The following is a 19,994-nucleotide window of genomic DNA, read 5'->3' on the forward strand; positions in this document are numbered from 1 at the left end:
GGAGAGCGCCCGGACCGGAACCGGATCGGGCTGTCATTGGCGCCGTTCTATGCGGCGCTTTCCTGTTGCAGCCGCGCAGCATCGAGCAGCACGCGACCGTTTTCGATTTTGGCGGGGAAGGTAGGCACCTGACCGCTGTCGGCCCCCTGTGCCTCCCCGGTCTCTAGGCTGAACACCCAGTTGTGGAGCGGGCAGGTCACCTTGTGGCCATGCACGATGCCCTCAGACAGTGGCCCGCCCTTGTGGGCGCAACGGTCCGCGAGCGCGAACACCTGATCATCGGCGGTGCGAAACACCGCGACGCAGCCCAGTTTCGTGCGCACGACACGCGCGCCTTGCGCGGGAATGTCGTCCAGCGCGCCAATATCTACCCAGCTCATTCGGCGGCCTCCTGTGTGAGATCGGCAAGCGGCGCCCAGGCGCGCTGATATTCGGGCGTGGCGCGTTCGGCCCACGGGTCTTTTTGGTAGATCGATTGCGAGATATCGAAACGCGCGATCAGCGCGGCGCGGTTTTCAAGATCATCGACCACCTGCGCGCGGATCCAGTCGAGTCCGCCGGTCTTGGCGATCCATTTATAGGGCCGGTCGAGGTAATTGGCGCTTTCGCGGTAAAGCTGCAAGAAGGCCACGGTGATGTCGATCACCTCTTGCTCGGTGGCAACCTTTGCCAGCGGTTCGGTCTCTTTCAACTCCATCCCCGCCGCGCCGCCGACGCCGATCTCATAGCCGCTGTCGACGCAGACCACGCCCAGGTCCTTGCAGGTCGCCTCGGCGCAGTTGCGCGGGCAGCCGGTGACGGCAAGCTTGAACTTGTGCGGCGTCCACGAGCCCCAGAGCCGCTTTTCCAGCTTGATGCCAAGGCCGGTGCTGTCTTGCGTGCCAAAGCGGCACCAATCGGTGCCGACACAGGTTTTCACCGTGCGCAGCCCCTTGGTGTAGCCATGGCCTGAGACCATCCCCGCCGCGTTCAGATCGGCCCAGATATAGGGCAGGTCTTCCTTCTTGATCCCCAGAAGGTCGATCCGCTGGCCGCCCGTCACCTTCACCGTGGCATTGTATTTCTTTGCCGCGGCGGCAATCGCCAGCAATTCATCGGGCGTGGTCATGCCGCCCCACATCCGCGGCATCACGCTATAGGTGCCGTCTTTTTGAATGTTGGCGTGGTTGCGCTCGTTCACGAACCGGCTTTGCGGGTCGTCCTTATAGTCGAGCGGCCAGTCGGCGATCAGGTAATAGTTCAGCGCCGGGCGGCAGGAGTGGCAGCCATTGGGGGTCTTCCAGCCCAGTTCCTGCATCGCTTGCGGCATGGATTTGATCTCTTTCGCCTTGATCAGGCGGCGCACATCCTCATGCGGGTGATCGGTGCAGGCGCACATCGGCCGCGCGCTGGGCGCGACGAAGTCATCGCCCAAAGTCACCGCCAGAACCTGCTCCACCAGCCCCGCGCAATTGCCGCAAGAGGCGCTGGCCTTGGTGGTCGCCTTGATCGCATCGAGCGTGCTGGCCCCGTTCTGGATCGCCGCGACGATCGCGCCCTTGCACACGCCGTTGCAGCCGCAGATCTCTGCGTCAGCCGGTAAGGCTGCAACGGCCGCCATAGGGTCCGCGGGCGCGCCCCCCTGAAAGGCGGGGCCAAAGATCAGCGTCTCGCGCATGTCCGAGACATCGGTGCCGTCCTTGATCAGCCCGTAAAACCAGTTGCCATCGGCCACGTCGCCATAAAGCACCGCGCCGATCACGCGGTTTTCTTCCAGCACGAGGCGCTTGTAGACGCCGCGCGCCGGATCGCGGAACACGATATCCTCGCGCCCCGGGCCTTCGGCAAAATCGCCCGCCGAGAACAGATCGCAGCCGGTGACCTTGAGCTTGGTCGAGACCTCGCGCGGGGTGAAGACCGCCTCTTCACCCAAAAGCGTGGCGGCGGCGACCTTGGCCTGATCGTAAAGCGGCGCAACAAGGCCGAACAGCTGGCCCTCGAATTCGACGCATTCGCCCAGCGACAGCACATCGGGGTCGGAGCTGCGCATCTGCGCATCGACCTGAATGCCGCGCCCGACCGCCAGACCCGCCTCGCGGCCAAGGGTCGCGGCGGGGCGAATACCCACCGCCATCACCAGAAGATCGCAGGGCAGTTCGGTGCCGTCATCCAGCATCAGCGCCCGAACCTTGCCGTTCTCGCCCAGAATTTCCTTGGAGTTGGCCGAGCACAAAACCTCGATGCCGCGGTCCACCAGCGCGCGGCGCAACAGATAGCCCGCCGCCGGATCGAGCTGGCGCTCCATCAGATGCCCCATCAGGTGCACCACTGTCACCTCCATGCCGCGCAGGCGCATGCCCGCCGCAGCCTCAAGGCCCAAAAGCCCACCGCCGATCACCACCGCGCGCGCGCCGGGCGCCGCAGCTTCGATCATCCGGTTGGTGTCCTCAAGGTCGCGGTAGGCGATCACCCCGTCCAGATCGCGCCCCGGCAGCGGGATCATGAAGGGCTCCGACCCGGTGGCGATGACCAGCTTGTCATAGGCGACGGTGCCATTTTCGCCGATCACCTCTTTGCGGGCGCGGTCGATGCCGACCACCCTCTCGCCAAAGCGACAGGTGACGCCGTGGCTCTCATACCAGGCCGCGTCATGGGTGACGATTTCCTCATAGCTTCTTTCGCCCGAAAGCACCGGCGAGAGCATAATGCGGTTATAGTTGCCGCGCGGCTCGGCGTTGAAGAGCGTGACATCCCATGCCCCCGGTGCCGCTTCAAACAGATGTTCGAGCATCCGGCCCGAAGCCATGCCTGCCCCGATGACGACCAGTTTTTGCATAGCGGCCCCCTTAGACATACCAAGCAACGATATGGGCGATTTCCTCGCCACGATGGATTGGCAGCGCGACCATGCTGGAATAGCCCGCCGCGATCTGCCCGCCGCTGATCACCTGCGGTAGCCCCGAGCCCAAGACCTGCCCGATCGGCCCTTGCCAGATTTGCGCGCGGCGCGGATTGTCTTCGCTCCAAAGCGGGCCTTCGCGTTCGCAAATGCCATCAATCAGCATCGCACCGCCGTCTTTGCCCATCCGCGCTTCGCGTGCGTCCCAAATCTCGAACCGGCGTGCAATCGGCGTGCCGCGGGCGGAAAGGAGCGTGGCAATATAGGTTTGCTCACCCGGCACAGGCACCGGCAGGCCAAGCCCGGTGGTCAACCCGGCAGCCCCGGCACTTTCGGACCGAATGAAGCGATAGCCCGAGCCCAGATCGCGAAACAGCATCGGTGTTTGCGCGGCCCAAACGCCCCCCGGAAGCCCTTGGCCCTTGGGGAAATGCGTGTGCTGGCTGACCCATTCAAAATGCTTGGCCGCGCCGTAATAGCCATCGTCGAGCAGCAAGAGCCCGTCGCGTTCGGCCCAAACCTCAATCGCACCGATGGTGGTGTCATCATCGCCGCAAAGCACCACCAGCACCGCCTTGAGCACCTCGCCCGCAAAGACCGGCAGCGCCACGGCAGAGGTGAGCCCCGCTTCTTTCGCCGCTTCGGTGCGTTTGAAATAGCTGCCGTCGAAGCCTTTCAGCACGACCGGGCGTGCCTCGGCCCAAGCCTTGCCGGGGAGGCCCTCGCCATAGCCAAAACTGGTACGGATCGAGGCTTCTTCAAAGGCGCGCAGCGCGCCATATTCACCGGCGGCATGGACCAGACGGTCGCCTTCGGGCACCCAGACTTCGCTCACGCCAATAAAGGCACGCGCGGGGCTGACAGTTGCGGTTGCGGTTTCCATCACGCGGCCTCCGAGGCTTTGGCGGGCTTGTGGCCCTTTTCATATTCTTCAAGGAAATTGAGCACCTGCTCGCGGTAGAGGTAATAATCCGGGTGTTCGAGCAACGCCTTGCGGGTGCGCGGGCGCGGCAGGTCGACCGGCATCACCCGGCCGATTGTGGCGCGCGGGCCATTCGTCATCATCACCACGCGGTCAGCCAGCAAGATCGCCTCGTCGACATCGTGGGTGACGCATACGGCGGTGACCTTGGTGCGCGACCAGACCTCCATCAGCACCTCTTGCAACTCCCAGCGGGTGAGGCTGTCGAGCATGCCGAAGGGTTCATCAAGCAGCAGCAGTTTCGGCGAAAGCGCAAAGGCACGCGCAATGCCAACGCGCTGGCGCATCCCGTTCGACATTTCCGAGGCCGGGCGGTCCATCGCATCGGCCAGCCCGACCCGCTCAAGGTAGTAATCGACCACATCTTGGCGTTCGGCGCGGCTGGCCTTGGGGTAGACCTTCTCCACCCCCACGGCGACGTTTTCGCGCGCCGAAAGCCAGGGGAACAGCGAGGGCGACTGGAACACCACGGCGCGTTCCGGATCTGCGCCCTTCACCTCGAAACCGTCGAGCTTGATACCGCCGAGCGAGACATCGGTGAGTCCCGCTGTCATCGTGAGCACGGTGGATTTGCCGCAACCCGAATGGCCGATTAGAGAGACGAACTCGCCCTTTTTCAGCGTCAGATCGAAGTTTTCCACCACCGTCAGCGGGCCTTTGGGCGTGGGATAAACCTTGTGCAGGCGCGAATATTCCAGATAGCGGTCTTCCAGCGCCGAGCGCGCCGCCTCGGACACCGCCTTCGGGATCGCGTGCAGCGGCACCACATCGGGGAGTTGACGGGAGCCTTCGCGCCGCGCCGAAATGCCAACATCCATCAGGTAAGTCGTCACCTCGGCCCGCAGGCGTTTGAATTCCGCATCATGGTTCATCGCGCCTCGGTCGCGCGGGCGGGGAATTTTGACTGAGAAGCTTTGGCCCAAGCTGCCATCGGGGTTGAGCGCAATGATCCGGTCGGCCAGCACAATCGCCTCATCCACATCATTGGTGATCAGCACGCAGGTCTTGCGGTCGGCTTCCCAGATATGCTCGATCTCATCGGCCAAATTCGCACGGGTGAGCGCGTCAAGCGCCGAAAGCGGCTCATCCAGCAGCAATACCTCGGGGTTCATGGCGAGCGCCCGGGCCACATTGACCCGCTGGCGCATCCCGCCCGAAAGCTCGGCCGGGCGGCGGGTGGCGGCATGGCTCAGCCCCACCATTTTCACGTAATGCGCCACTTTCTCAGCACGGTCTTTGCGCGACAGGCCGGGGAAGATGGTGTCCACCGCCAGCGCCACATTTTCATTCACCGTAAGCCACGGCATCAGCGAGTAGTTTTGAAAGATCACGCCGCGTTCGGGGCCGGGGCCGGTGATGGGCTGGCCCTTGAAGCGCACCGCGCCCTCGGAGGGCATCTCGAGCCCGGCCATCAGGTTGATCAGCGTGGTCTTGCCGGTGCCGGAAAAGCCCAGAAGCACCAGAAACTCCCCTTCTTCCACCTGTAGATCGATGTTCTTGAGCACCGAGTTCGTGCCGAAAGTTTTGGAGACATTGGAAAATTCAAGGATCGCCATGACACTCACCGATTGTTGGAGAAGGTGAAAAGCGATTGGATCGCGAACATCATCCGGTCGAGGATGAAGCCGATGATGCCGATGGTGAACACCGCCACCATGATCCGCGCGAGGCTGTCCGAGGAGCCGTTTTGGAATTCATCCCAAACGAATTTGCCAAGTCCGGGGTTCTGCGCCAGCATTTCAGCCGCAATCAGCACCATCCAGCCCACGCCCAAGGACAGCCGCAGCCCGGTGAAGATCAGCGGCAGCGCCGAGGGAAGGACCAGCTTGGTGATCTTGGTCCAAGTGTTCATTTTCAGCACCTTGGAGACGTTGACCAGATCTTTGTCGATCGAGGCCACGCCAAGCGCGGTGTTAATGATCGTCGGCCAAAGCGAGCAGAGCGTTACGGTGATCGCCGAGATCAGGAAGCTTTTCGAAAACAGCCCGTCGGTGGTGGTGTAAAGTGCCGAGACGACCATCGTCACAATCGGCAGCCAAGCCAGCGGCGAGACCGGTTTGAAGATTTGAATCAGCGGGTTCAGCGCGGCATTGGCGGTTTTGGAAAGCCCCGCCATGATGCCCAGCGGCACGGCAATCACGGTGCCGATCAGGAAGCCAAAGAAGACGGTCTTGATCGAGGTCCAGATTTGCGCGGGGTAAGTCGGCTTGCCGGTGTAGTCGCGAAGTTTCACCCGGTCGGCTTTGCCATCGGCAATCAGCTTGGCGTTGCGCTCATCTTGGCGGGCGTAGAAATCGGCGGCTTTGTCTTGCTCGCGCAAATGGTCTTTCCACAGCACGCCCACCTGATCCCAAACCTGCGCCGGGCCGGGAATGGCGCCAAGCGAGGTTTGCACCTTGGGCGCAAGGCCCGCCCAAGCCCCAAGGAAAAGCGCAATTGCCAAAAGCGGCACACCCAAAAGCTGCCAAATCTCGCGGCCTTGGGCCTTGGGGTCATCGCCCGCAGCAATGCGCAGCATCGGCGTCAGCCACGCAAGGCCCAGCACCTTGAACCAGCCATCGGCACGGGTGATGCGGGCATGAAACGCGGCGCGGCGCTCGGCGCGCGTCTGCCCTTTGGCGAGGGTTTCGGGATCAATCGCGGTCATGTCTGGGGTCCTTTGCGGGCCTTGGATAAGAGGAAGGTGGCGGAGGGTGGGAGCCCCTCCGCCGGGGCGGGCTCAACCTTCGATGCGGGAACCGACAAGGTGCTGCGCGCCCTTCAGCCCAATCGTCAGGGCGTCGATATAGGCGTTGGGCTGGCGGCCATCGTAGCCGATGCCGTCAATCACATCTTCTGCCGGCGTGGGGGCTTTGTAGCCATCGCTGTCCCAAGGGAAATCAGCCTCATCGGCATTGCCTTCCTCGACCAGCATTTTCGCGGCTTCGAGATAGATCGCGGGCTTGTAGACCGATTTCGCGGTTTCATCATACCACGCATCGGTTTGCGGCTCGGCAATCTGGCCCCAGCGGCGCATTTGCGTCAGATACCACACCGCGTCCGAATAGAACGGATAGGTCGCGTTATAGCGGAAAAACACGTTGAAATCGGGCACCGCGCGGGTGTCGCCCTTTTCATATTCAAACGTGCCGGTCATCGAGTTTGCGATCACCGCTTCATCAGCCCCCACATATTCAGACCGCGACAGGATCTCCACCGCTTCGGGGCGGTTGGCGTTTTCGTTTTCATCCAGCCAGATCGCGGCGCGGATCAGCGCTTTGGTCAGGGCGAGCGTCGTATTGGGATTGGCTTCCACGAATTCGGCGGTCAGGCCGAAGACCTTCTCGGGGTTGTTCTTCCAGATCTCGTAATCGGTCACGACCGGGACGCCGATGCCTTTGAACACGGCTTGCTGGTTCCACGGCTCGCCCACGCAATAGCCATAGATCGTGCCGGCTTCCATCGTGGCTGGCATTTGCGGCGGCGGCGTCACCGAAAGCAGCACCTCGGCCCCGATTTGGCCAGAAACGTCGTCAGGCGCATAAAGGCCGGGGTTGATGCCACCCGCCGCCAACCAGTAGCGCAGTTCGTAATTGTGGGTCGAAACCGGGAACACCATGCCCATGTTGAAGGGCTTGCCCTCGGCGCGGTATTTATCGACCACAGGCTTCAGCGCGGCGGCCGAGATCGGGTGCAAAGGCTTGCCGTCTTCGCCCATCGGCACATTGGCCTTCATCTCTTCCCAGATCGCATTCGAGACGGTGATGCCATTGCCGTTGAGATCCATCGAGAAGGGCGTCACGATATGCGCCTCGGTGCCGTAACCGATGGTCGCGGCCAAGGGCTGCCCCGCCAGCATGTGCGCACCGTCAAGCTCGCCCGAGATCACACGGTCCAGCAGCACTTTCCAGTTCGCTTGCGGCTCAAGCGTAACGTAAAGCCCCTCGTCTTCGAAGAAGCCCTTTTCATAGGCGATGGCCAGCGGCGCCATATCGGTGAGTTTGATGAAGCCAAGGGTGAGTTCATCTTTCTCGACATCCAGCATCTCCGCAAAGGCGGGGCTGGCGAGGATGGTCGTGGCGGCCATAGCGGCCAGTAGCTTTTTCATGTGTCTCTGTCCCTGTTGCACGTATCGCGCGCCGAAAACGAAAAAGCCGCCCGACCTGCACGCGACTTCCAGGGAGGTGGAAGAGAAGCGATCAGGTCGGACGGCTTTGTCCAAGGCCCCACATCTATGCGAGGCGGAATATGGTCATCGGAACGCCCTTGCTCCGATGCATTGACCATGCGCGACAGGCGGTCGCACCGTCAACAAGCTGTTAAGAATTCCGGCCGCGTCCGGAGTGTATTTTCTGCACAGCAGCAAAAACTGCGCAGAAATGCATCACGAGGCAGATGGGGGATCAAAAATCCAGCCATCGAAAAACGAATCCGCAGGCAGAATCACCCGCCCTTGCGCCGCATCAACTTGCGTCGGGGCGCTTAGGGCCCCCTCGTGCTTGTCACGCGTGGCGGGCAGATCGGCCCCCAGATCGGCAAGGTTGGTGGCGTAAAGATCGGTCCGGCAGATCGCGCGGGCGGCCGGGATCGCCTTTTCCGGCGCAAGCCCCATCCGCGCGGCAAGCTTTGCCGCCACCAAGGCCGCTTGCGAGGCCCAAGGGTAGCTCGCCGCGCCCGCATGAAAGGTCATGTAATTGGGGGTGTGGCGCATCTCGCCACGGGGCGAGATCACCAGATCTCCGGTTAATGACCGTTCGATCAGTTCCGCCGGAAGGTCGAGGTATTTGGGCCGCGACAGGATTTCGGCGGCGGTCAACAAATTGCTTTCGCTGTTCAACCAACGGGTGGCCTGCCAAACGGCGCGCATCAGGCGCCGGGTCAGGCGCGGCTCCGCCTCTGCCCAGTCATGGCGAACGGCAAGCACCTTTTCGGGGGCATTGGTGCGGATCGCATTGCCGGGGAGGAGCAACTCACCCGCCCCCAATTCCACCGCGATGGACCCCCAAGGCGCACCTACGCAAAAAGCATCAATCTCGCCCGCGCCTAAAGCCTCTGCCATCAGCGGCGGCGGCACGGTGCGCATTTCAAAATCATCGGGCGCCGTCATCCCCAGCGCGCCAAACCAATGGTGCAATAACTCGGCATGCATCGAGAAAGGAAACGGCACCCCCACCCGCAACGGGCCCGACCGCGCCGCCTTCAGCGCCTCTCCGGCCGCGCGGGCATCGGCAAAATCAAACCCAAAACCCTGTGCCCGCAGTCTTTGCGCCAGCTCGCGCGACACCCCGATGGAATTGCCGTTGAGCGAGAGCACCTGCAAAATATCAATACGCGTATTGAAGCCACCCAGCCCAAGGGCGGCGGCAATGGGCATCGGAAACAGCAGATGCGCCGCCTCAATCTGCCCCATCATCAATTGGTCCCGCAACTGCGCCCAGCTTGGGGCCGCTTGCAAGTTCAGCGCGAGCCCCTCTTCTTCGGCGAAGCCGATCTCGCGCGCAATAATCAGCGGTGCGGCATCCACAAGCGGAATATAGCCCGCCTTCATGACCTCTAAGCTCATGACAAAAGCCCCGCCGCCGTGACCAAGGCCGCCGCCACATCGGCGACTTTCTTGCCCTGATCCATCGCGGTTTTGCGTAAAAGGGCATAGGCGGCATCTTCATCAAGACCGCGCGCCTTCATCAGCAAACCCTTGGCGCGGTCGATCACCTTGCGTTCTTCCAAAGCGCGTTTGGTGGTCAGCAGCTCCGTGCGCATCCGCTGTACCATATGAAAGCGCGCAATCGCGGCATCCATGATCGGCTTGATCCGGTCCGCGCGCAGCCCGTCCACCACATAGGCCGAAACGCCCGCATCAATCGCGGCCTTGGTGGCGCTACTGTCGGCGCGGTCCACAAACATCGCAACCGGGCGTTCGAGCGGGCCCGAGGCAAGGGTGAGTTCCTCGAGCATGTCGCGCGAGGGGCTCGCCATGTCGATCAGCACGATATCGGGGTTGATCTCGGCAATCCGGCGCGCAAGGCCCGTCGTTTCCGGTATCACGGTGATCTTATAAAGCCCGGTGTCCTTCAAACTATCGGTGATCAGCCCCGCACGTTCGGGATCGGTTTCAACAACGATGATGGAGAGCGTTTCGGGCATGGAGTGGCACCTTGAAGGTCTGAGCCACTATATTTGCACCTTCCGAAAACAGAAGCCCTCACGCATCCAGGCGCCGATCCTGCCCACGACTGGTGCGCAGATAGACAGAATTGCGCAAGGCCGCCCAAATTAGAGGCATTGCGCGCCAGCTTTCGAGGATACGGCCAGTGCGGCCGCATGTTTTTCTTGCGAGAAAGGCGCGGGCTTCATAGCGGTGAGATAAGCGACAACGGCGTCGCGATTTCCCAAAACCGGGATGATGGGCAAGGCTGCTCGACTCTGCGTGACATCGTTCGCGCTGGCGTCGGCGGCCTTTTTGCATTGAGGAGCCAAGACATGAGGACTTTCCCGATGTTGCTGCGCAAGGATGGGCGCCGTTTTGGGCTTTTCGGCGTCGCCTTTGCGGGGCGGCTGCGCGATATGCTGGCACAACAGGTTTGGAAAAGCCCCCGTCACGCCTTTGGCGGGGCTTTGATCAGCCTCACAGACGCGACCGTGAAGGTGAATACACAGACACGCACCGACCCAGCGCAGGGGAAAGCAGGCCATATTGCCTTGGTCGGCGCAGGCCCCGGCGCGCGCGATCTGTTGACCCTGCGCGCGCTGCAGCGCCTGCAAGAGGCCGATGTGATCTTTTACGACCGTCTCGTGGACCCCGATCTGCTCGACCTCGCGCGCGAGGGTGCGCAGCGCATCTATGTCGGCAAGGAACTGGGGACGGCGGCATGGTCTCAGGCGCGCATCGATCGGATGATTGTCGCGGAGGCTGCGCGCGGCAAGCGGGTGGTGCGGCTGAAATCAGGCGATCCGTCGATCTTTGGCCGCGCGACCGAAGAGATTGATGCAGCCCGCGCCGCCGGGATCGCGGTAGAGATCGTGCCCGGCATCACCGCAGCTTCGGCGGCTGCGGCGGCCACCTGCCATGCGCTGACCGAACGCGGCGAGACCGATACATTCGTGATCACCACCGGCACCTGCCGCCCCGGCGATGCCGAGCCCGACCGGGCGCTTTTGGCGCGTCCGGGCACGGCGATTGCCTTTTACATGTCGGTCGAAAAGGCCGCGAAAGTGCAGGCCGATCTGCTTGCGGCGGGGGCGCCGACCACTTGCCCGGTAGAGATCATCGCCTCTGTCTCAACCCCGCGCGAGCGCCGCGTCGAGACCGTTCTGGCTGATCTGGCCGAGACCGTGCGGGAAAACGGCATCGTCAATCCGGCGATTTTGATGGTGCGCTACCCCAAATCGCTTGCCCGAGACATTGCCAGTAAAACACGCAGCGCCGCGTGAAGATTGGGACCCCGCTCGGCGGTTTTTGCGATTTCGGTTCGCCATAGGACAGGGTTGCACAAATCCGGTGAAGGATTCATCTCGTGAATCCAAGGTGGCAGGCATTGTAGCGCGCTCCATCTGCTTCCACGTTGCTTCGAGCGTTGTTTTCGGAACGCGTAAAGCGCCCCTCAGGTCGTTCATAACGTATTGTTATAGATGGTCTTTTTGGGCTGCGGGGGCATGCAACCGCCGTAGTTTACCCGATCTAAGATGCGTAGTCTGACCATCTGCACGCACACCGACACGAAGGGCGGGAAGCCGACTGTGAGGTTGCAGCATCGCACCCGCGGCAATCGGCGATAACCGCCGCTCACTGGTCCCATTCGGCGCGACAGACGGCGCGCCTTGCATGAACCGATCTGGTACTACCTTTTCTCAGTTGCAGCGATTTCGTACTCCACCAAGCAGTCGCCCAAACAACTCGCAGCATTGCTCTACGGTTAAACATTCACTGAGCGTGGTAAACGGTGAAAAATCGAGGTGTCCTGTAGCTCAAACATACAAGAATTGGCGTCTCTCGTCTGCTGACATCGTTACAAGGCGCTCACAGTGGGTCCTCAACGCCCTCAGACGCCAATCGTCGTAATCTGCGACCTTGAAGTCCTTCTTGTGCTCTTCAAAATAACGATCTACACCATCTCTGTTCTTCATTATAGGATCGGCATCTGAGTCGATAAGTAGCGCCCCCGTCTCTCGGTAGAGAAGAACCAGAGGACTCGCCCTAAGCAAATGCTCTGGAGGGGGCACTTTATCCAACAGAATTTTGTCGGCCTTTCCGGTGAAATAACTCATCAACTCAACGGCGAAGCGAAGATTTTCATAGGTCAGAGGGGATTCATCGGTCGAGCCGTGGCCCATATACGCACGGTAGGAACGAATTGCCGCCACCTGAACAAAGTTCGTTGAAATATGTAGAAGACTCACCTTGCCATAGCTCGGATATAGCATGATCTCTTTTGGCTGCCACTCGTCAAAAAATTTCTCGCTAACGGGAGGTCTCTTTGCCAGCTTACACCTAGGAAAATAGTACTTTCCGTCTTTTCCAAACCCAGTGCCATTACTTTCGATATGCTTGAAGTATTCCAACAAATCTTTTGCAGAGGAAAACACGTCTGCCACTTGATCGTCGCAATAGCAGTCTTCTCGGCCCTCTTTTTCAGCTCTCTTACGAGCATCATAATATCGGCTCAATTGAAGTGCGAGATGTTCTCCCTTCAAACGCAACCTTGAGGTGCTCAGTGCCGAGCCGCTTTTCCAGTCCTCTTCCAAGCACCGTTCGGCGTCCTTAAGGTGCCGAAACGAGCGATCAAACTCTTTTTGCGTCCTCGCTACGGCTCTCTGCGCAGTTGCACAAAGGAAATATGCTTCACGACCAGAAATATGCGTGACCCTGCCATCTTGGCATATTTTATCGGGAATAGCTCCCCTCGACTTTGAGCGGCGAACGATAGCCAAGGCACGCTCGCCTTGGCTGAGCGCGACTCCCCACAAATTGCCACTGGCAAATGCGGCACCGAGCGCGAGAAACCGCAGATAGCATTCCTTGCGCGGATCATCCGTTTCCTTCTCGTCGCGGGTATCCCTCCAGATTTCCTGATAGTCATCCGCGAACTCGCGCAAACGCGTGTTATGATCGCTATAGCCATTCATGCTACACAGGGTCTTGAAAATCTTGTTGGTGCGTTTCAAGCTTTCGAAAGCAAGGTCAGGCGGATTGCGCAAGCCAATGCCACGGCTACTCAAAATAGACTCAATGCCGATATCGGAGAGTTTCGTATAAGTTAGATCTCGCTCGCGTTCGTATTCTTCTTGGTGTTCCCGGAGCATTTCCGAAAACGACGGGGGTGACGATAAACCTCTGGCCATGGAAATCCTGTACAAAATCTTACTCTGAAGTTTAAGCGCCGCCTCGCTATCAATTCCGATTTGTCGAAAGCGATAATTTCGCAATGCATCCTCGATCAGAGATTTCCAATGGTTGGACGCATCGCCAACGCGCCTTTCGAGGTTATCCTTGAACATTCTTTTAGGGTCGGAAATGAATTCATCCAGCCTTTCAACTTCAAATCGGTCCGCATTCGAGCAATCGGCAATGAAGCCATCGAGCCAATTGATGAAACGATCCGGCGCATTTCCGCCCAAGTTATCCGACGCAGGTTCCAAAAGCGCATCAGTCGTTCCCGACCACAGATGTCGAATGAACCGACTTGCGAAATTCTTTTGCAGACCTTCCGCGCGCTTGGGGTCAAGCCCCTTGATCGCTGCAAAGTGCCCGTGACAGGCGTTGACGAGCGATGTCGTCCCGGTCATCAGAACGACCCGCCAGCCGGTTGTCTTGAGACGCGCATTGGCGAGATACACCAAGCTAATCGCATTCCAGTCCGCCTCCTGGCCTGCTCTGAACGACCGCGAGAGATGCTGGGTGATTGTGTACAGATCTTGCCGCTCAACATCCGTCAGGTATTCAAGTTTATCCGTGAAGCCCTCCGGATTTCCCTTCGCGGCAGAAAATACACAAAGCGCATCACGAACAGCCTCCGGCACCTTGTCGCCGAGCATCACAGCCGCTTTGGATGTCGGATAGATGTTCCCAGTCTTGACCCGAAGTTCAAATAGGTTCCTCAGCGCAGCTTCATCTTTTTCTTGCTCGCCGGGATAGCGAGTGGCTGCATTCATCGTTGCAAAAAGCTCTTTGACCAAAGGGGAAAGCTGCGTCGGTGTCTGCTTACTTGAGGGCGCTCGATAATTGATCATAGCGAACAACTGCCTAAGTCGGCGGTTGCGCTCTTCCTCAAAGTCGAGTTGAGGCCTGTCGCTGCGCTCCGAAACCCGCCGTCCGATCTCCGCGTAGACCTTGTTTGTTTCGTCAAGATGCCCATCGAAGAGGAATGCCGGAATATTTCGGTCCCGCATACTGAGCAGTGCGCGTTCCGCCAAGATCGCAGCCACATCCATGGCCCGCTCTCGTTCGGATTTGTTGCCATCCGAAGAGACTGACAGGATCTCACCATACCCCTCACCGCCCGCCTCGGGGCTCAATGGGCCCTTTTTCCAGGGTTCGCAATAGGTCACGATCACATCTGTATCGTAGATGAAGATCGTCTTTTTGCGTCGATCGAAAATACCGCCGTCGGTCGCCCGAGTGATCTCGAGGCCCACGAACTCGCGCCGGAGAAAAGCGGCATTACGCAAAATTTTCAGGTTGAGGTCGAGGTTTTTTTCCATGGTGCTACGGCCCGCCTCCCAAAGCATTCCCCATATTCACCTCACGAAGCATCGAAACAGGCAATGCGCCGCCAGCCTGTATCGTTTCAGTATACCATGCTGGAGTTTGCTCTACTCCACCCCAGCCGCCTTCGGCTCCGGTCCCTTCGCTTGCGACAAGTTCGCGCCCGAAAGCCTCTACCAGCAATGGATTGCGGTTCCATTTTTCCTTACTGTCAGGGAACATCGCGGCAATTTTTTCTATCCCATCCGAACCGAACGCTTTTCGAAGTTGTTTTGCGGCCAGCGAAAGCTTCTCGCAATCGGTCCCCATCACCTCATCCAAGCGCAAGATCCCGGTGCAAATTGTAAAGAGGAGGTCCTGCCGCCAGTGAACCAGCGCGATCCGCTCCTGTGCTTTGCGCACGCGCAACACATCCAGAAGCACCGCGAACGCAGGGCCGTATCCCCCTTTCAGATCGCAGTTCTTGTCGCACCATTCAAGGAAAGCATCATTGAAATCTTGGCGGTTGGGGCCGGCTATGGCGCGCCCCCTCATCTCGTAGTAAAGCGCAACCGGAAGTGGCTGCCTGTCAATCGTCCAACGGATGGCTGCCCCGTCCATCGTCCGCGTCGCACTCGCCGCCCATTCACAAGCGCGCTCCCCGTCAAGAAGGCGCAGCGCTTTGAACAGCAGCAGTGGGTAGTCACGGATATAAAGGCGTCCATCACCGCCGGTACGCTCAAACGGTGCGAAGTCCTGTAGGGCGTTCCCCAGCCTGCTGGCCAAGTAATTGACAACCAAAGCTCTAGCGTCGAATTCTCCTACGCGTTGCCCGCTGACGTCGACTCGCACGAATTCGCAGAAGGCCTCGGGAAACTCCAAACGGCCTTCGAAACGGTCGTTGAACGGCGCGAACGCAGCACCGGTCTCGCGATTGAAAAATTCCGTAAAAACCAATGCGAGCCAATCATTGAACGTTTCTACGGGGTGTTTCCGATAATCGCGAACGGGGGCCATGAATTTGCCGACACGCTCGATCAGCCGTCCTTCGGGGGCAGAAGTATCGCGTTGCTTGTCCATCGGATTTCCTGTCCCTATCGGCCGACACGGCGGGCTGCTAGCACGATCCGCGCCAATGCCCGCGTACGTCTCTCTCTGCCGAGGCACCCATCGGCAAATGCGTCATCTTCCGTCCCCCAGTGCCCCGCCTGATAATGATCGTTCCGAGGATTTTTAACCGGACCAAAATAAAATATGAGCACTTCCGAGTCATTCGGCGCGAAATGACCATCTTGGGCAACCAATTCCGCACAACCGGGGCCCGTCGCAGCCCCACCACCGGCCAAAGCCAAATCCGCCGCCCGTCCCATCGACCCGCGTCCCGCTCCGTAAGCGCCATAAGCCCCACGGAACCGCGCAGGTGATGTATTATCAAAAGGGGTAGGACGATGAACAGTTGAACCAACAATCTGACTCTTTCGAAACAAGATGCCTCCAATAACGGTCCGCTTATCAACGTAGAATCGGTCCAAGTAATCCAATCCAAGCCGATCCCGGAAGTCATCAGCGATGCCGCAAGCATTCAGAGACTGAAAAAGCGGCACAAGAGTCCTTCCCCCCTTGACGACCGGCGCGACGAACACAGGCTTTCCCTTGGCCTTGTCCTCCAATCGGATGGAACGCTCACCGAAACGACAGGCAACCGGGGAAAGAGCGGCAACCTCCGGAGGGAGGCTCCACCGAGATGGCGCACCGCCATCCATGGCATATTTGTTCAGATAGCCCTTGATTCCATCGTCGGCATGGCGGGCGTCTTCGTCACTAATGTCACGATGCAAAAGCGTATTTAGATCGGTCAGGATATTTTGGTGCAGCTCATCGTTCTTTAAAAAAAATATGCTCCGAATGATGAGATCAAATGAAGTTACTCGCAGCACGAACGTATCATCGACGATCTGTGTACAGAGCGGCCCTTTGAGGACGCCACTGGGAGGGCCCGGTCGATCGAGATCCCGTTGAGTGTAAGCAAGTGCGCTACCACGTGTAGAAAAATCTGCTTCGCGATGTCGCGCACGCCGCAAAAAAGGCGCAATGTCTTTGTGCCCAATGACTCCATTGTCGAGTTGATTTGCAATGTTCGTCAGAAGCAGTCGGCCCTCCCCATCCGCCCACAGTTTGCGCAAATTTGACTTTATCATAATCGACATGCCTTCGCCCAATAAATACACAGAATAGAGCAAAACACGGCCCGTCGCACAGATCAAGCTATGAACGGAATTCATCTTTCTCCTGGGGGACTTCTCCCACAGGAACTGTCACGGGGATACCACGCGCGGTGCAGCCGTTCAGCACGGCGATGCGAAGCTGCAACGCCGCAACCAGGCGATCGAAGTCTCGAGCCATCAGAGATTGGCAAAGCAGCTTGATGCAGCTTCCTATCAATGGCAGGTGCTCGTGGCGCTCCGGTTCAAACGGGGTGTCCCGGCCTAGTGTCCGTCAGTTTGCCATCATCTCACTTTGCTCTCGCAACTTCGATCAGGCCGCGCTCGGCCCTGAATTCATCGCTTTCACTTCGCCCGCCAGGCCTCACCAGTTCGCAGCATTGCCAAGATATGTCGCGCCATGCGGTTGGCCAGAGCGACGGCCACGACTTTCAGCGGCTTCTTCACCACCGTCAGCAGACCGCCCGTTGTTTCGGCGCCAGGATTACCCGGCGCCTCCCACGGGGAGCCGGAATGGGCTGCGCACCCATCTCGCTGTGCCAAGCTCAAGCGGCCGCTTTGGCGACATGCGCCGGAAGGGTCCACCGACGGCATTGGGCCGGTCAAGTCGGTCAGGCCGTCGCCTTCGCAAGGGGCGGTTTCCGGACCTTGAGTTTGCGGCATCGCATCCTCGGCAATCTGCGATAACCGCCGCTCACTGGTCCCATTCGGCGCGACAGACGGCGCGCCTCGCATGAACCGATCTGGTACTACCTGTTGGATGTCACTGTTCGAAGGCGTTCCGGGGCGCGGGATCTACGATAACATGAGGACGGCAGTGGACCGTGTGGGCGCTGGCAAGAAGCGCGACGTGAATGCGCGCTTCATGGCGATGACAAGCCATACCCGTGATCCCCGGCGACCGCTTACTCAGCTTCGCCAAATTCTCGAATCAATTTAGTTTCGACACGCTGCCTATCCGCATCTGTAGTCAGTGGTGACGTTCTCGATATTGCAGCCCATTCCTTAAGGAACTCCGCCAGGTAATCTTGATTGCCAGCATCACTGCACGCCCCCGAGGTCCGCACTTCACATTGGCGCACTAACGCACCATAAGCTACTGCCGACGATTGGTGATCCATTGCGCGAGCTTGATCACCCATGAACGCCAAAAGTGCAGATAGCAGAGCGACGAGTATTGATATTGCGGGTAGCACGAGTTCAGCGTTAGGGATAATGGACTTATCTGCGAAAGTGGTTCCCAACGCAAAAGTTGAAAAAACCACAAGAGCTAACCCAATTAAGCGATGTCGTCGCAAAAGCCTTTCGCACACGCTATAGTGAGTGATTTGGTTCACACGCAGAGGGTGAATTTTCGAGATCAGATAGTTTGTTGCAGAGCCCTCCAAGGCTATAATCTGAGTGCTGTCTATTTCGTCTATTTTTTCGTCAGCCATGTTTGTACCTTTCAAAGTTGTGTGCAGGAATGGACACGGTCATCGATCTGTATCGACCCATCGGAATCTGCTCAGGTTAAGCCGCTAATCTGAATGCCTCGGCAGGCGTGCGCATGGCAAGGGCCTGATGAGGGCGGCGGTTGTTGTAAAAGCTGATCCAGTCACCAATGACGCGGGTCGCGTGCTGGATGCTCTCGAAGCGATGGCGATGAACGCATTGCTCCTTGAGCGTGCGGATGACCCGCTCGACCATGCCGTTCTGCTGCGGGCAATGCGGGGTGATGAACTCCTGCTTCAGGCCATAGCTGCGGACCAGGGCCGTGAAGTGGCGGCTGGTGAAGACCAGGCCGTTGTCCGACCTCAAGAGGAACTCCCGGTCGACGCGACCGAGCGTGCCGAACCGGCTGATCAACGCATGCTCCAACGCGCTGGCGGCGGTCGTGGCCTTGCCGCAGCGCGACAGATGCCAGCCCAGGAGCTCCCGCGTGTGGCAGTCGATCACCAGCGCGAGCGACGCCCAGCCGTCCTTGCCGGCCCAGACCCGGGCCAGATCCGTCGACCAGCGCTCGTTCGGCGCGGTGGCGACGGAAGGCACGGCCTCGATACGCGGTCGCATCCCGACGGCGCGCTTGCGGACCTGCCAGCCCTTGAGCTGGAAGATCCGCTGCACCGTGTTCTTGTTGAAGCCGAGCAGCCAGGCCACGGTCCTGTAGCCGAACGATGGCTCCTGCTCGATCATGGCCTTGATCGGCTCGGCGAAGCGCGGATCGACCTTCGGCGCGGCTTTGGTCGGCTTGTAATAGACCGTCCTTCGCGGCACGCCGAACCAGGCGCAGAGCTTGGCAATCGGCACCGTGACGCCCTCCGCAAGAAGGCCCTCATGGAGCGTCCGGATCATTGCCCGTCCTCCCGTTCCATGAGGGCCTGCGCTTTTTTTCGCGCGCGGATCTCCAGCATGGCCTCGCCGTAAGCTTCCTGCAGATCCTTCAGCTGCTTCTCGTATTGCTCGCGGATGTCGAGCGGGTTGGCCCGCAAGGAATTCTCCATGCCCCGCTTCGCGTCCTCGACCCAGCCTTCGATCTCGGAAGGCGTCAGGTCGAACGAACGGCTGGCTTCGGCCACCGTCGTCTTGCCCTGAATGATCTCGATGACGAGCGCTGTTTTGCGCTTCGCCGTCCAACGTTTGATGCTGTCGTCCATCGTCATACTCATTGCCACGTTCTCCATTGTAGCATGAGCAGCTTTTCACTGAGGCGATACACGGGCGTGACCTGCCCCCCGGAGGTTCCCTCAATCTGATGTAGAGTCTGCCCAACCTGAAGGAGCAGACGAATGCGAAAGAGCCGTTTCACCGAGGCGCAGATTATCGGGATGATCAAAGAGCAGGAGGCGGGTTTGCCGACCTCGGAGCTTTGCCGGAAGCACGGTTTGAGCCCTGCGACGTTCTACAAGCTGAAGGCCAAGTATGGCGGCATGGACCTTTCGGACGCTAATCGGCTCAAGCAGCTCGAGGCCGAGAACGCGAAGCTGAAGCGCCTCGTGGCTGATGTCATGCTGGATAATGTTGTGTTGAAGGATCTGCTGGGAAAGCCCTAACGACGCCGATGCAACGGCGGGACGCGGTGCTGCGGGCGCTGAAGGATCATCCGATCTCTCAGCGCCGGGCCTGCGTCCTGATCGGTGTCGATCCGAAGACGGTGCGGCGAAAGAGGCCGCCCGATAACCCGGAAATCCGTGAGGCGATGCACGAGATCGTCGAGAAGCGCCGTCGCTTCGGCTATCGGCGCGTCGGCATCCTGCTCGAGCGCAAGGGCAT

15 protein-coding genes and 2 pseudogenes are annotated in these 19,994 nt (G+C 59.6%); 2 read left to right on the top strand and 15 right to left on the bottom strand.

The features are described from left to right. Positions 1-47: 47 nt before the first annotated feature. The 8 genes from nirD to BW967_RS15545 all read right to left on the bottom strand — a co-directional run bounded on the left by nirD (position 48) and on the right by BW967_RS15545 (position 9,983). On the bottom strand, positions 48-380 hold the full coding sequence (gene nirD / locus BW967_RS15510; protein ID WP_076485997.1) for a nitrite reductase small subunit NirD: 333 nt from the start codon (positions 378-380) through the stop codon (positions 48-50). Continuing rightward, positions 377-2,815, bottom strand: coding sequence for a nitrite reductase large subunit NirB (nirB, locus tag BW967_RS15515; RefSeq protein WP_076485998.1), 2,439 nt, complete (start codon positions 2,813-2,815; stop codon positions 377-379). The genes nirD and nirB overlap by 4 nt, the downstream gene beginning before the upstream one ends. 10 nt (positions 2,816-2,825) lie before the next feature. Continuing rightward, positions 2,826-3,761, bottom strand: a complete 936-nt coding sequence (locus BW967_RS15520; RefSeq protein WP_076485999.1) for a GAF domain-containing protein — start codon at positions 3,759-3,761, stop codon at positions 2,826-2,828. Then, a complete protein-coding gene (locus tag BW967_RS15525; RefSeq protein WP_076486000.1) occupies positions 3,761-5,416 on the bottom strand; it encodes an ABC transporter ATP-binding protein in 1,656 nt (551 codons plus the stop codon). Before BW967_RS15525 ends, BW967_RS15520 begins: the two co-directional genes overlap by 1 nt. A 5-nt stretch (positions 5,417-5,421) precedes the next feature. After that, on the bottom strand, positions 5,422-6,507 hold the full coding sequence (locus tag BW967_RS15530; protein WP_076486001.1) for an ABC transporter permease: 1,086 nt from the start codon (positions 6,505-6,507) through the stop codon (positions 5,422-5,424). A 72-nt stretch (positions 6,508-6,579) separates the two neighbouring features. Next, the gene (locus BW967_RS15535; RefSeq protein WP_076486002.1) at positions 6,580-7,947 is read right to left on the bottom strand and encodes a CmpA/NrtA family ABC transporter substrate-binding protein; all 1,368 of its coding nucleotides are present in this window, start codon (positions 7,945-7,947) and stop codon (positions 6,580-6,582) included. 276 nt (positions 7,948-8,223) lie between these two features. Then, complete coding sequence (locus BW967_RS15540) at positions 8,224-9,402, bottom strand: ABC transporter substrate-binding protein (protein ID WP_076486003.1); 1,179 nt, start codon at positions 9,400-9,402, stop codon at positions 8,224-8,226. After that, the gene (locus BW967_RS15545; protein ID WP_076486004.1) at positions 9,399-9,983 is read right to left on the bottom strand and encodes an ANTAR domain-containing response regulator; all 585 of its coding nucleotides are present in this window, start codon (positions 9,981-9,983) and stop codon (positions 9,399-9,401) included. The genes BW967_RS15540 and BW967_RS15545 overlap by 4 nt, the downstream gene beginning before the upstream one ends. 336 nt (positions 9,984-10,319) lie before the next feature. Between BW967_RS15545 and cobA the strand changes: the two genes are divergently transcribed. Next, positions 10,320-11,270: a uroporphyrinogen-III C-methyltransferase gene (gene cobA, locus BW967_RS15550; protein ID WP_245826565.1), complete on the top strand. Its 951-nt coding sequence runs from the start codon at positions 10,320-10,322 to the stop codon at positions 11,268-11,270. 534 nt (positions 11,271-11,804) lie between these two features. Here cobA and BW967_RS15555 read toward each other — a convergent pair. The 7 genes and pseudogenes from BW967_RS15555 to BW967_RS15585 form a co-directional block, all read right to left on the bottom strand. Beyond that, the gene (locus tag BW967_RS15555; protein WP_139327846.1) at positions 11,805-14,537 is read right to left on the bottom strand and encodes a hypothetical protein; all 2,733 of its coding nucleotides are present in this window, start codon (positions 14,535-14,537) and stop codon (positions 11,805-11,807) included. A 4-nt stretch (positions 14,538-14,541) separates the two neighbouring features. Next, the gene (locus BW967_RS15560; RefSeq protein ID WP_076486006.1) at positions 14,542-15,600 is read right to left on the bottom strand and encodes a hypothetical protein; all 1,059 of its coding nucleotides are present in this window, start codon (positions 15,598-15,600) and stop codon (positions 14,542-14,544) included. Between the two features lie 14 nt (positions 15,601-15,614). Continuing rightward, positions 15,615-16,802 (bottom strand): hypothetical protein, encoded by a 1,188-nt coding sequence (locus BW967_RS15565; protein ID WP_139327847.1) that lies wholly within the window; start codon positions 16,800-16,802, stop codon positions 15,615-15,617. Beyond that, positions 16,786-16,950: pseudogene (locus tag BW967_RS18560) on the bottom strand (IS5/IS1182 family transposase); the annotation flags it as partial. The pseudogene BW967_RS18560 and the gene BW967_RS15565, both read right to left, overlap by 17 nt. A 697-nt stretch (positions 16,951-17,647) precedes the next feature. Beyond that, positions 17,648-18,178, bottom strand: a complete 531-nt coding sequence (locus BW967_RS18565) for an SLATT domain-containing protein (RefSeq protein ID WP_139327848.1) — start codon at positions 18,176-18,178, stop codon at positions 17,648-17,650. Positions 18,179-18,254: 76 nt separating this feature from the next. Next, on the bottom strand, positions 18,255-19,076 hold the full coding sequence (locus BW967_RS15580) for an IS3 family transposase (protein ID WP_076486010.1): 822 nt from the start codon (positions 19,074-19,076) through the stop codon (positions 18,255-18,257). Continuing rightward, entirely contained in the window at positions 19,073-19,390 is a 318-nt protein-coding gene (locus tag BW967_RS15585; RefSeq protein ID WP_076486030.1) for a DUF1153 domain-containing protein, read from the bottom strand. Before BW967_RS15585 ends, BW967_RS15580 begins: the two co-directional genes overlap by 4 nt. A 120-nt stretch (positions 19,391-19,510) precedes the next feature. On the opposite strand from BW967_RS15585, the pseudogene BW967_RS18415 reads away from it, so the two are divergent. Next, positions 19,511-19,994: pseudogene (locus BW967_RS18415) on the top strand (transposase); the annotation flags it as partial.

It is taken from the genome of Rhodobacter aestuarii (assembly GCF_900156655.1).
In the GTDB taxonomy this organism is placed as follows: Bacteria; Pseudomonadota; Alphaproteobacteria; order Rhodobacterales; family Rhodobacteraceae; genus Rhodobacter; species Rhodobacter aestuarii.